This is a genomic window from Caballeronia sp. DA-9 (assembly GCF_051615025.1).
Classification (GTDB): Bacteria; Pseudomonadota; Gammaproteobacteria; order Burkholderiales; family Burkholderiaceae; genus Caballeronia; species Caballeronia sordidicola.
On sequence record NZ_CP195131.1, the window covers coordinates 766,274 to 779,661 of the forward strand.

Here is a 13,388-nt window from a genome sequence, read left to right on the forward strand (position 1 = left end):
GACTATTTATGACCGCCCGAACCGCGCAGGGACTGCAGGTATTTCAATGACTCGTCGAATTCTGTTTCAAGTGCACTGGCTGCTCGGCATCACAGTGGGGCTGGTGCTGACGCTCATGGGGCTGACGGGCGCCACCATGAGCTTCGAGGACGAGATAACGGGGCTCCTGAACAGCCGCACGATCAGCGTTGCAAACGGCGGGAAAGGCGCCGAACGCATGACACCGGATGCGCTGCTCGCGAGCATCCAGGCCCAGTTTCCCGGCGAGGACATCAGGCCGCTGGTGTTGTCGGCTGATCCGGCGAGAGCCGCGCAGTTTCGCGTGCGCCAGCCCTCCGGCGCGGCGACATACTATGCCGATCCCTACACTGGGCACGTGCTCGGCAAGGCTGCCGGCAATGATTTTTTTTCGTTCGTCGAAGACCTGCATCGATTCCTGGCGCTGCCTCTGACCGAAGGGCGCAGGGACAACGAGATCGGCAAGCAGATTACGGGCGTGGCTGCGTTCTCGCTCATATTCTTCGCGCTGTCCGGGCTGTATCTCCGATGGCCGCGCAAGCCGCTCGACTGGCGTTCGTGGTTCGTCCTCGATCTGAAACGCACCGGGCGCAATCTTTATCGCTCGTTGCATGCGGTGATCGGCGCATGGATGGTCCTGTCCTATCTGTTGAGCGCGCTCACCGGGCTGTGGTGGTCATACGGCTGGTATCACGATCTGGTGAGCAAGACGCTGGGCATCGAGGAAATGCGGCGCGCGCCGGCCATGGATCGCAAGCCGAAGGAAGCGCTTGCGCTCGCGAAGGGCGACGCGTCCCGGGCTGCCGGCCCGCGTAAAAAGCGCGGCGCGCAAGGCGCGGCCGAGCCGGGCCATGCAATCTCGTTCGATGCCGCATGGAACACCTTCGTGCAACGAGTCGGCCCCGATTTCGGACGTGCTTCGCTCACGGTATCGCGCGATGGCAAGTCGGTATCGATTGAACGTTTCGACGGGCCGTTGCGAGGCGGCCTGATGGATCGATACACATTCGATGCCTCCACCGGCTCGCTGAAACTCACCGACCTCTATGCCGACCGGCCAGTAAGCAAGGTCGTCGGCACGAGCATGTTGTCGGTGCATAGCGGCAGCGTGTTCGGCATTGCAGGCCGGGTGGTGATCATGCTGTGCAGCCTGACCATGCCGCTTTTTGCAATAACCGGCTGGCTGCTGTATCTCGGCCGACGGCGCAAGCGCCGTGAAGCCGGAGCCATTGCCATTCCTTCCTTGCCACCCGTCGTGGTGAATGACGTGGACAGCGACTTGCTGATCGTTCATGCGAGCCAGACCGGTACGGCTGAGCGCATAGCGAGCATGAGCGCAGCGGCATTCGCATCGGCGGGACGGGCGGCGCGCTTGCTGCCCATTTCCGCGCTCGATTCCGTATCGCTGGCGGCCGCCCGTTGCGTGCTTTTTGTGGTCAGCACCTACGGCGACGGACAAGCGCCCGATCGCGCCCGTTCGTTCGTGCGGCAGATGATGGCGCGCCCCGCGCCGAGCGGCGGTTTCAGCTATGCGGTGCTGGCGCTCGGCGATCGCGAGTATCCGGATTTCTGTCACTTCGGCCGTCAGGTCGATGAATGGCTGACCCGGGCTGGCGCGCGCAAATTGTTCGAGCGCATCGAAATGAATGGGCGCGACGATGAAAGCGAACAGCGCTGGCGCCGGCAGTTATCCGAGCTGGGTGCCGCAACAACCGCTTCCTGGGCACAAGCGCCGGTCGAGGCGTGGACGCTGGCAACACGTGAGCTTTTGAATCCTGGCAGCCAGGGCGGCGGCGTGCATTTTGTGCGGCTGAAAGCGAACGCTGCGACCGCGCATCAGTGGACTGCGGGAGACATTGTCGAGATTTATCCGCGCAATGATCCGGCGGCGGTGACGCGGTTTTTATCGGCGGCGGGTTTGGATGCCGATACCCGCGTGCACGGTCAGCGTCTCGATGCACACTTGTCCGGCGCGATTCTTCCTTTGCCTGATGCCGCGGACAAGATGAGCGCTGCTGAACTTGTCGATACCCTCAAGCCGCTGCCGCATCGCGATTATTCGATCGCCTCCGTTCCCGCCGATGGCTACCTGGACCTCGTAGTGAGGCAACTGGTCAAGTCATCGGGCGAACTGGGCGTTGGCTCGGGATGGCTGACGGCTTATACAACCGAAGGCGATGCAGTGCAGGCGCGCATCCGCACGAACGCGGGCTTTCATCGGCCGGAAGGGGAGCGGGCGCTGATACTCATTGGCAACGGCACAGGCTTTGCCGGACTGCGCGCGCATCTTCGTGAGCGCAGCCTGGCGGGATCGAAGGGGCACTGGTTGTTGTTTGGCGAGCGCAATGCCCGGTACGACGCCTTCTTCAAGCACGAACTCGACGCATGGCGCGCGGACGGCACGCTTGCGCGCGTCGATCTGGCGTATTCCCGCGACGATGATTGCGGACGCTACGTGCAAGACCTCATCAGGCAATCCGCGAGCGAGATTTTCATGTGGGTGGCGGGCGGCGCGGCGATCATGGTGTGCGGCAGCCTGGCGGGAATGGCGCCTGCCGTCGACAGGGAACTGAGGGCCGCGCTCGGCGATGAACGCGTCAGCATGATGGTTGCGAACGGGTTGTACAGGCGCGACGTTTATTGAGTCGCCTCGTTTCAGGCGCGTGCCGTCCGGCTTTGCGCGCGCCTGAAAACCGCTGTTGAGACCGCTACATCAAGCGCGCGCTTGCGCATACCGGCGCGCGACTTCCGGCCAGTTGATCACGTTATAAAACGCCGCGATGTATTCCGGACGGCGGTTCTCGTACTTGAGGTAGTACGCGTGTTCCCAGACATCGAGACCGAGAACCGGCGTGTTGCCTGACATCAATCCGGTCATGAGCGGATTGTCCTGATTCGCCGAGCTTTCCACAACAAGCTTGCCTTGGTTGTTCACGCTCAACCACGCCCAGCCGCTGCCGAAACGCGTCAGCGCGGCCTTGGTGAACGCTTCCTTGAAGGCGTCGAAACTGCCGAGATCGGTATCGATCGCCTGACCCAGTTCGCCTTCGGGCGTGCCACCGCCCTCGGGCGACATGACGGTCCAGAACAGGCTGTGATTTGCATGGCCGCCGCCGTTGTTGCGCACGGGTGCCTGCAATGCTTCCGGCAGCGAAGAGACTTGCGCCACGAGCGTTTCAATCGGCAATTCTGCGTACTCCGTATCTTTCAGCGCCGCGTTCAGGTTGTTGACGTAGGCCTGGTGATGCTTCGTGTGGTGAACCTCCATCGTGCGGGCATCGATATGCGGTTCGAGTGCATCGAACGAATAGGGCAACGGGGGAAGGGTATAGGGCATCGTGGGTTCCTTTCGGATGGATGGGCGGTGCGTTTGCGTCAGTGCGTCGGGGAATCAATGCATCAGTGTGGTAGCGGGGTACTTGCGTTCAACGCTCGTTCGCCCAATTCGAGCGTCCGCGCGATGGACGTATGAGGGCCATGCGTGGCGACATGGTTCAGCAACGCGACATGCGTCTCGCGGCTATGGCGCAGTGCGGCTTGCTGCAGGGCGGGGCCGCGGGTTGTATCGAGGAAAATTTTAAGCAGCGCTTCGTGCGCGGCGCAGAGTTGCGCGACGGCGTGATCGATACGGCCGCGTTCGAGTTCGAGATCCGCGAGGTTGTGATGCGAGACCACGAGGGCCGCGACGCAATCGCCAGCACGTCCCTCGGGAGGCTGTTCAATCAGCCGATGCGCGATTGCGAGCGCATGTTCATACCCCTGAAACGCTGCAAGCGGCTGCGCTGCGCGTAGCGCGGCAACAGCCGCGCGCATCACGCATTCCCACAGGCTCAAACTCGCTTCGAGTGAGGGTGCAACGACTTCGGCTAACGGGGCAACGCGCGGCTGGTGCATGAAAGGGTCTCCTGTTCTGCACCCTTTTCGTTGACCGGACGCCTGCGTACTCGGGATGGTTAATAATAATCATTCGCGATATCAGTGTCCAGCACAGGCTTTTTCATTTGTTCTTTCGATGTAGCCATTCCGTGCTCGAACCAACTTCGCAAGCCGGCGCACCGGAATGACCATTGCTGCCGAATGGTTGCCATCTGCGTGTCTTGAATCAACGGAGATAAATCATGTCGGGTAAATGGATCACGTGCTTTGGTGCAGCAGTGCTGGCGTTCGCCTGCGTGGCATGTTCGAAGAGCGGCGATTCAGGTATTAGCCCGCCCGCGCCTGGACGTGGCACGGCTGCATCAGCGCCCGCGGCCGGTTCGTGAATACGCGGAGTGTTGATGCACGCGCTGGTCTGGGCATGAATCACCATGACGCTTTAACGCTTCGATTAGCGCGTTCGTACGCATGCGGCTTTGAGTTCGCGCCGGCATTTGCCATAAGCCGCTGTGCAGTTATCGCAGATTGACATGCAGATTTTTTTTACTATTAAACTGCGCCACAATGCCCCCCGATAGTGACTACTCGAATCATGTTTAGTCACATGAGCCATAGGCCGAGTCATAGCAGACTAAATATAGAAAGGTTTTTTACGGGAAATGATGTCGGCGCGCCCTAGGAAGCTGCAAGGATGCCGCTTGCCCATATTTGAAAGGTCGGCGTTTGCATGGCGTGGGAAGATTACAAAAAAGCTAAATAACCGAATTGCGTGGCGTGCAGGTATTGCCAGATTGTCGAGCGCGCAAGATTTCGCTCGGATTGCCCGACCGGAATCCATGCAGCTTGAATCCCCTTTTGGTCAATTTTCACAGTTTAAACATTTAACCATGTTGAAGTAGCGCCTTAACTCGACTGCGCGCAATCTGGAGCCTCAATCAATGGCAAGGTGGATACTTTAAACAGCGCAATGAGAAAGCTGCGAAACGTGCATTTTAATTGTATGAGGAATTGCATAAAAAGATTAGGTCGTTTATTAGGCTGTCGTTGTATGCAAGTGTCTTTTTTGCGGAAAACATCTTTTATTTGAAAATACCGGGCTCCGCGACTTTTATGCGGGGAATTTCATCGTTTCCGCATCATATAAATAATGATAAATCTCAAGAAGATACGGGTGATTTCTTTGGTTGGCGGCGCGATTCTCAGCGTCAGTGCATGCGGCGGTGGCGGCGGGAATTCGGATTCGTCCGCGGTCACAGGTCTTAGCAACTCGTCCGGGGTTGGCGGTAACGCAGCCGGCGCATCGTCGGCATCCACGGCCGCGCCAAGCGGGGCAAGCGCGGCTGCGGCGCCCCCGGCCACGTCCGTGGGCGCGAGTTCCCCGGCGAGTGGATTGAATCCGCCCGACAGCAGCAGCGACAACCCGCCACCTGTAATCGCTCCCCAAGCACCGGCGTCTGATGCGGACTCCGCGGAGTCAGGCACCATCGTCATGCCACTCGAAGTCATGGGCGCGGGCAGCGGCGTGGTTGTCACCACCACGCTACCGGTCCCCGCCGGCGCATCGGCAACCACGTTGACGCTGCGCGTGAACAACCTCTCCTACGACGCCAAGGGCTCCATCCAGATCAACGGCGGCAAATGGATCGACCTCACGAACGCAAACGTGGCCGTACTGGGCAACGCAAAACTGTACGGCGGCATTGGCGGCGGCTACGACACCATCAAACTGAACGTACCCATATCGGGCGCAATCAACGGCAGCAATGTCATCAATTTCCGTTTCAATACCACCGATGGCGTGAGCTCGGGTTATCGCGTGCTGTCATTCAACCTGCTCGATGCATCGGGCAATGCGCTGATTGCCGACAGCAGTTTCACGCAAGACGATCCGACCAAATGGAGCGCGCCGCTTCCAAACACCGCCGATATTGCCGCCGGTCAGAAGTTATGGCAAAGCGCCACGCTGATCGATTCGCCCATCAATTCGGGCAAGCAACTCAAGGCGCATTGCATGGACTGCCACAGCGCGAGCGGAAACGACTTGTTCAAGTTCAATTACTCGAATAACTCGATTGTCGTTCGAAGCGAATATCACGGCCTGTCGCAGAATCAGGGCTTGCAGATCGCGAGCTATATCCGGAGCTTGGCCAGCACCAATCCCACGCCCGGACCGAAATGCCGTCCGTGGAATCCGCCCTATCAGCCGGGCCCGGGCCTGGATAGCGCGCCGGTGAGCGACTGGACCTGCGGCGCGGGTATTGACGCGGTATCGGAAAATGACCTCGATACACTCGCCACGATATTCCCGAGTGGCGTCGATAAAGCAGCGATATCGACCAAGGGGCAAATCAATCTGCGCGAAATTCCCATTGGCTTCCAGTTACCCGACTGGAATCACTGGGTGCCGCGCATTCACCCGAAGGACGCCTGGGGCGATTACTTCACGAACAGCAACCTGAACAAGGATTACGCGGGCGAGGGCACGGGTTCATCCACCTACAACATGCGCACCCAGCTTGCCAACGGCGGCACGAGCTACGCGCAAGGCAAGACCGGCGACATCTTCAACGACCTCTATTACTGGGGCAGCGAACTGGGCGAGCGGTTCACGCCACCGAACGAAGGCGTGAGCGGCAGCTATACGATTGCGCAGCAGAAGAACCTGTACGGGACCGCGCAGTGGCAGTTGATGAAGTCGTGGGAGCTTGCGCAGGATTTCTCGCTGGAAACGAACTGCCCGACCGCGTGGGTCACCAAGGAGAATGCGCCCAAGGCGGAAAAGCGCGGCTGGTGCGGATACTGGCGCTTCGTCTTCAACGTGTCGCCGCACATCCAGGGTTTTCCGGCCGACAACAGCATGTTCGGCAGCGCGGTGGCGCATTACGTGAAGGCCAACCAGTGGTACTACCTGCAGATCCTGCTCAATCCGGGTTCGGGCGCACACAACGTGCACCTGCCGACCGACTGGCAATACGCGTACGGCCTGCTCAACAACCTGCTGCAAAGCAGCGGGCGGCCGGAGCCGATCCGCAACTTCCTCTACGTGCTCAAGGGCGCACAGGAAATGGATAACGGCGTGGGCGTAACCGATGTCACGCGCGGCTGGACCATTCGCGACAGCAGCCCGCTCGATGTCTGGAACGGCGGTCAGAACGGCGTCTGGAAGGGCACGAGCCCGGCCACGGAGCAGGCGGTGGTCAACGCGTTCCTGTCGAACTGGATGGACACCACGACGAGCTTCAACATCACCACGTGGCAGCGCGAGGGGGCGGCCAATGCGGTGGCGGGCGAGACGACGTGCGGCTGGAGCATGCGCAGCCTGTGCGCGATTGGCTATGTTCACGGGACGGTATCGGGCGGCACGACGGAGAACTTCCCGACGTGGACGTGGAACCAGATTCCGCAGATGCTGGGCGAAGGCATCGACAAGACGCAGGTGAACCGTTTGTCGACGTGGCTGAACACGGCGTATCCGAGCGGTAACTACCTGAGCTTGATCAAGAACTGATCGATAGCGGCATATAGGCAGCACAGAACGCGAGGCTTCCGGCAGGTTCGGAGCCTCGCGTTTTTTATGGGCGAGCTGAACTCAGGGTCTGCGATCGGTTGAACGGATTTTCTTCGACATGATTTTACATGGCACTTGAAGATACTATGGGATCCTAAAAGAATAACAACTGGCGAGTTCTGCTGATCAGATAGCCAAGTCTGACCACATTGAGATAAAGATTGTGATTATGAAAAGCGCCCGCGTTAGTGCCGCGAAAGGTCCGAGTCAACTGCGAGGGACGGCAGCTTTCATGCAGACATTTACGCGCGCGCTGACCGTACGCTGCTTGGATTTATCAACATTTGCCGGCCAATAAGATAGGCATGTCTATCAAGTGTCAGTGATGTGTGCCTTTGCCTTCACCTCGTTCTTGATCTTTGGCGGTCCTGTCAATCACGTCTTCATCAGAAAACGGCAATGAACGCGGCGTCCAGTGTGCGACGACCGGTGTTGACCTGTGTGTATCAAACGAATTTCAAGATACGGAAAAAGAAACGTAATTTAAACTGCTCGCAAGCCGCTCCGTCAGTTTATTTTTCTTGTTACTGAACGGTTGGGAGCGAAGCATCGCGCTTTTTACGCGTGGATCCATATTAACTACTCCAATCACACGTTCATGCACGAGTCGGAACTATCAAACACAATTGATCCAGTTATCGCCGTTTGGCACTTGCTGCGTAACCGGGGGGTCGACGCGGCAGTGAATCATTCCAGCATCACGCCTCAACTGCGTGCAGAGGTACGCATAAGCGCCGGCGAGCTATTGGAGTCAGGGGGAGATGAATCGGCGATCAAGCCCGAGGCGGCCAACGGCGCGCGCTATGCACGAATCGCGTTATTTTCCGACGCGCTCGGCAACCCGGCCGCGACCCGTCGATATAGCGAGAGGGCCGTCGCCGTGCTCGGAGCAGCCTTAAGCATCCGGTGGATCAACTGGTTGATCAGCCAACGCGCGTTGTCGGCAACAGTTGCGATGCTTCGTGCTTATGAGCAACTAGAAAGTGAAGATTCGCGCGCAGCGTGGTGGCTGGCCTCGGCGTTGGCGCAGTTGCCCGGCGACGATGCGCGGGCGGAGCGTCGTGCGGCACTTGAGCGCGCTTACGCGCGCGATCCTGCGATTGATCGGGCGTTGCCGCTGGAACTGGCAATCTTGTATCGCGAGAGCCGGGACTGGGATCGCGTTGAACAAGTCTGTCGAGACGTTCTATCGCGGGAACCGGCCAACGCCGAAATTGCCTGGCAACTCAGTCACGCGCAATGGCAACGCGACAATGACGCTGTTGCGGCCGAAGCGACGATGCGCGCAGTCAATGCCACCGCACCGGGCAATAGCAAGGTGGTTGCCGCGATCGGCCTTTATCTCGCTGAGCAGGGACGCTACCGAGACAGCGAGGCTGTATTGCATGCATCACTCAAGCTAGATCCTGGCAACGCCCAGGCGTCCGCCGACCTGGCAGAACTCCAGTTACGCCGGGATTTCTGGTCTGCGGCATGGCCGCGATTTGAAAAACGCCTGACGACTGCCGATCGCGCTTCGGACAATGTCGTCCATGTTATGGCCTCCTTGGCCCCACGCTGGCAGGGAGAATCGTTGGCTGGCAAGACGCTGATCGTTTATAGCGAAAAGGGCAGCGGCGATGATATCCAGATGGTCCGTTTCATTCCGGCATTGGCTGCGCAAATCCGTCAGGCAGGCGGCACGCTCAGGCTTGCAGTGCGTCGCTCATTGCAGCCGTTGTTTTTACGCTTTTATGAGAATTGCGTCGCGATCGAAGATAAGTTGCTGGGCACACCTGACTATGTACTGGCCATGATGAGTGTCCCCCACGCTATACGCCTGAGAAAGAGCCAAGTGCGCGGTGTACCCTATCTGGTTGCCGACACTCGCAAAGTGAAGACTTGGCGCGAACGGCTCAGCTCAAACGAGGGCGCGCTGCATGTTGGATTGGTTTGGAGCGGCGATCCCACGCATCGGCGCGACGCAAAACGCTCGATCGCATTGACCGCGCTGGAACCGGTCTTGGCTATGCGGAATGTGGTGTTCTATCCATTGACGCCGGGTCGCTCCAACGACTCCATGGCTTTGCTTGATCGAGGTTATCGAGTGTGCGATCTGACTGATCGCTATACCAATGGTTTCGACGACGTTGCCGCGCACATCACAGCGCTTGACGCAACAGTAACGATCGATAGTGCTCCATTGCATCTGGGTGGCGCGCTGGGTCGCCCAGTGTTCGCGATGCTCGATCATGTATCGCACTGGTGTTGGGGCGATGCGCAAGCGCAACCATGGTACGACTCGGTCGAACTTTTCAGGCAGCCCAAGCCGGGGGAACGGGCGCCTGTTATAGAACGGGTAGTGGCACGTTTGGGCAGGATGGTGGATGCTGCGATAGACCGGCCGCGTGCACAGCGTTGATCAAAGTCAACAAAACAGATACCAAAAAATTATATTCGTACGATATCTACGAACTTTGATATTTGTCTTATTACTTAAATGTAAGGAATGTTAAGTTTGTCGATGAAGTGACGTCTGATACAGCTATCTTAGGAAAAATTAAGTATCCGACGTCATATAAATTTATTATGGATAACGAAATTAAGTCCTAGAAATTAAAATAAATGGATAGTTGAAATGTCGAAATGTATTGCAAGAGCCTTGTGCGTATTCCGATCGCCTAAGGTGAGTCCGAGTGCGGGTGCCATCGTTTTATCGATTACCTTGGCGGCGTGCGGAGCAGGCGATCAATCCAAATCGCCTGCTGGAGGTTTCGATACAGGAACGGTTCCGTCGACATCTGTAATTAGGGGAAGCGCTTTGAATCCGGCCGAGTCCGTAGCTCACGTTGGCACAAGCGGTCTGCGAGCTAGCGCAACGAACGATCGCTTCATCGTTAAATACCGAGAAGGCACGCTAGAACGCAACCGGGTCAGTTCCGTGCAGGGTCGTTTGGACAATTCCGCGCGGGATTTGCGTTTTAAGGCAAAGCACTTACGCCGTCTCGGTATAGGAGCCGACGTGATTAGTGTCGACAAGGGACTTACGGCTGGCGACGCCGAATCGTTTATGCGTCAGATCGCCAAAGATCCCGATGTTGAGTACATTGAGCCGGATGCCATTATGCAAACCGCGATGGTTCCAAATGATCCGGACTATCGTGCTCAGTGGAACTTTGCTCCTAACAAGACGATGGGTGAGTATCAGGGAATTAACGCCGAAGGTGCATGGGACATTAGTAATGGGGCGGGCGTCGTGATCGCTGAACTCGATAATGGCGTTACGAAACATAGCGACCTCGATGCTAACATCCTCCCGGGCATTGAATTCGCCAGCGGCAAAGTGGTCGGCGACGGCAGCAATCCGGGTATATCGCCTGACGTCGGATGCAGCGTCACGTGGCACGGAACTCACGTCGCCGGTATTCTTGCAGCGGTGACTAACAACGGTACGGGTGTTGCCGGCGTCGCTTGGGGTGCGAAAGTACTGCCTGTTCGCGTTCTCAACGGGTGCGGAGCCGGATATATGTCAGATATCGCGGACGGCATTGTCTGGGCCTCGGGCGGATCAGTCCCAAATGCGCCTTTGAACGCCTTTCCTGCGCAAGTTATTAACATGAGCTTGAGTGGCCAGAGCGTAGCAGGCGAATGCGCCCGAACATATCAGACCGCGATTGACGCAGCGGTTGAACGGGGAACCACAATAGTCGTCGCGGCAGGCAATAACGGCAGGGAAGCCGGTTGGTACCAGCCGGCGCAGTGTAAACACGTTATTGTTGTAGCTGGCCATCAATCGGATGGACAGATCGTTAGCTCTTCCAATAGGGGGTCTCTAATCACCGTAAGCGCACCAGGATCTGCTCTATCAACCTATAATGATGGCAAGTCTTTTCCTGGGGCGGAAAGCTACCTCGAGATGACAGGCACTTCGATGGCTGCACCCCATGTAGCCGGTGTGGCGGCGCTTATGCAATCCGCGTCTTCAACGCGCCTAAGTCCCGGCGAGGTGCGAAGCATTCTGAGGCGGACTTCTCGTGCAACCCCCGCTGTCTTCTGGCCTGCTGCTGCGAATCTTGTTGACGCCACAGCCGCTCTCAAAGCGGTGAAAAGTGGATTGCCACCGGTGGCTAATCTCGATTGTGTAGTGGGCGAGATGATGTTTGTTAGATGTATGGACAAATCCAGTCACCGCGGCGGCACGATTGTTTCGCGCTCATATAACTTCGATAGCGCTAACAACGAGACGTTTTGGACGCCCGTTAGCGAGTGGAGCGATATCGTTAATTTTTACGAATATCCGGGTACTTACTACGTCACTCAGAAGGTAACTGATAGCGCAGGGGTGACTGATCAAGTTGTTCAAATGATTAAGCTTGTTAGTCCGGAAGTCCAAAAGCTTACTCCGAATGAACCGGTAATCGTGAGTTCAAACGCGGCCTACAACGTTTACTTCTCAATGGAAGTTCCTCCAGGTGCAACAGACTTGAAGTTTAAGATTTCAGGCGGCAGCGGCACTGCGCACATGTATGTTCGCAAAGATTCACCAACGCAGATAAACCCATTGTGCGTGCCATTCCGACCGGGCAACGATGAAGAATGTACTTTCAACGCTCCCGTTCCGGGCACGTATTACGTCTTGCTTAACAAGCAACCAGATTTTTGGGATGTAACGCTTGTAGGAAGCTACACGTTAAAAAAGGGTTAGGTGCACACTGGACGTGTCCTGTGTAAAAAAGTTTTTTATCGCATTGCCATTCGAATTTCAAACGGGTGGCGATGCGACTAAAGCCTGCCTTCCAGTCTCTCGGTGTGAGCAACGACGTATTTGCTGAGCAGGATGAGGAGTTGTCGTTTTAGATCGCGTGCCTTGATCCATCCATCTCCTGCGCGCATGCGGACGACTAAATCGCTTATCTGAAAGTGCTTGGCCTTCAACAACAAAGAATTGCTGCGCACATGGGCTATTCGTCAAAGCGCACGCCAAGAGTCCGTACCAAGAAATCGTGGACCAAGACCGGAAGCGCTTCATGGAACTGCTCGCGATCAAACCCTTCGGGATCTGAAGCAGGTGGAAAGTCAGCCCGCTGCATTGCCACGGGAAAGGGCGACAGGAAAGAAAAGTGCCCCGCGCCCGGTACGACGATCGTTTCCAATGGCGTGCCCGCCGGCAATTGCGCCAAGGCACGCTGGATTGCGTCAGGTGGCGTAACCGGATCGCGCTCTCCGGCCATCACCAGTAACGGCGTGACTACGCTGTCAAGCGCTCCGGGCGCCATGAACCAGTCCGTGGCCGGCGCGAGCAAAACAGCGGCTCCAATACGGCTGTCTGCAATGACCGGCAGTGGCTGACCGGAACGCGACCAGGCATGGCCGCCAGCGAGTGCCAGGGCCGTGAATCCGCCCATCGAATGCCCCACTATGCCGACACGGCAGGCATCCGCCGACAACCGAAAGAATGGATCCGCGAGCAGAGCGTCGAGGGCAAGCGACATATGACGCGGACGCGCCACCGCAGACTCGTCCGTGTTGGAGAGGGAGCGATCGTTCTTGTTGTCGCCCGGATGCTCCGGACTGACCACAATAAAACCGCGCCTGGAAAGATGAGTGCCAATGCTCCGGTAGAGAAGGTGCGAGCCGCCACCACCATGCGATATCAAACATACGGGAAACAGGCCCGACGCAATCGGAGCGTCCAGTGTCGCGTCGAATGTATAGGGGCCGAGTGTTGTCCCCGACGCCGCCGCCAGTGTCGGATATTGAACGATGCAGGCAAACGTAATGGCTCGATCATGATCTTCTATTTGCACGCTGCGCAAACCTGAATTCATAAGACCTCGAAGAGCGGTTGCCAGGGTGAATGCGCGGTGTCGGCAATGCACCGGAAGTGCAGTTTAATGCACCAGATACGTGCCGTGAAGAAGATTAAGCCACTAAAAAGCACAGGGTT

Annotated in this window: 7 protein-coding genes; 4 read left to right on the plus strand and 3 right to left on the minus strand. The window is 57.6% G+C overall.

The window, feature by feature from the left end; genetic code table 11:
* Positions 1-46 precede the first annotated feature (46 nt).
* On the plus strand, positions 47-2,662 hold the full coding sequence (locus tag ACRWA7_RS03490; protein WP_438390080.1) for a PepSY domain-containing protein: 2,616 nt from the start codon (positions 47-49) through the stop codon (positions 2,660-2,662).
* 69 nt (positions 2,663-2,731) lie between these two features.
* Here the strand turns inward: ACRWA7_RS03490 and ACRWA7_RS03495 are convergent, their stop codons facing one another.
* Positions 2,732-3,355, minus strand: coding sequence for a superoxide dismutase (locus ACRWA7_RS03495; RefSeq protein WP_438390081.1), 624 nt, complete (start codon positions 3,353-3,355; stop codon positions 2,732-2,734).
* Between the two features lie 62 nt (positions 3,356-3,417).
* On the minus strand, positions 3,418-3,912 hold the full coding sequence (locus ACRWA7_RS03500; RefSeq protein WP_438390082.1) for a hypothetical protein: 495 nt from the start codon (positions 3,910-3,912) through the stop codon (positions 3,418-3,420).
* A gap of 1,153 nt (positions 3,913-5,065) precedes the next feature.
* Here ACRWA7_RS03500 and ACRWA7_RS03505 point away from each other — a divergent pair.
* From ACRWA7_RS03505 to ACRWA7_RS03515, 3 genes are all read left to right on the plus strand, one after another.
* Positions 5,066-7,402 (plus strand): hypothetical protein, encoded by a 2,337-nt coding sequence (locus tag ACRWA7_RS03505; RefSeq protein ID WP_438390083.1) that lies wholly within the window; start codon positions 5,066-5,068, stop codon positions 7,400-7,402.
* Between the two features lie 658 nt (positions 7,403-8,060).
* On the plus strand, positions 8,061-9,863 hold the full coding sequence (locus tag ACRWA7_RS03510) for a hypothetical protein (protein ID WP_438390084.1): 1,803 nt from the start codon (positions 8,061-8,063) through the stop codon (positions 9,861-9,863).
* Between the two features lie 600 nt (positions 9,864-10,463).
* Positions 10,464-12,146, plus strand: coding sequence for a S8 family serine peptidase (locus tag ACRWA7_RS03515; RefSeq protein ID WP_438390085.1), 1,683 nt, complete (start codon positions 10,464-10,466; stop codon positions 12,144-12,146).
* Between the two features lie 256 nt (positions 12,147-12,402).
* On the opposite strand, the gene ACRWA7_RS03520 is transcribed toward ACRWA7_RS03515, so the two are convergent.
* The gene (locus ACRWA7_RS03520) at positions 12,403-13,269 is read right to left on the minus strand and encodes an alpha/beta hydrolase family protein (protein WP_438390086.1); all 867 of its coding nucleotides are present in this window, start codon (positions 13,267-13,269) and stop codon (positions 12,403-12,405) included.
* Between the last annotated feature and the right edge of the window lie 119 nt (positions 13,270-13,388).

What these genes read in the sequence shown, in the direction of transcription:
- ACRWA7_RS03490 (WP_438390080.1), top strand. Translation starts at nt 47, where the DNA reads ATGACTCGTCGAATTCTGTTTCAAGTGCACTGGCTGCTCGGCATCACA.
- ACRWA7_RS03495 (WP_438390081.1), bottom strand. Translation starts at nt 3,355, where the DNA reads ATGCCCTATACCCTTCCCCCGTTGCCCTATTCGTTCGATGCACTCGAA.
- ACRWA7_RS03500 (WP_438390082.1), bottom strand. Translation starts at nt 3,912, where the DNA reads ATGCACCAGCCGCGCGTTGCCCCGTTAGCCGAAGTCGTTGCACCCTCA.
- ACRWA7_RS03510 (WP_438390084.1), top strand. Translation starts at nt 8,061, where the DNA reads ATGCACGAGTCGGAACTATCAAACACAATTGATCCAGTTATCGCCGTT.
- ACRWA7_RS03520 (WP_438390086.1), bottom strand. Translation starts at nt 13,269, where the DNA reads ATGAATTCAGGTTTGCGCAGCGTGCAAATAGAAGATCATGATCGAGCC.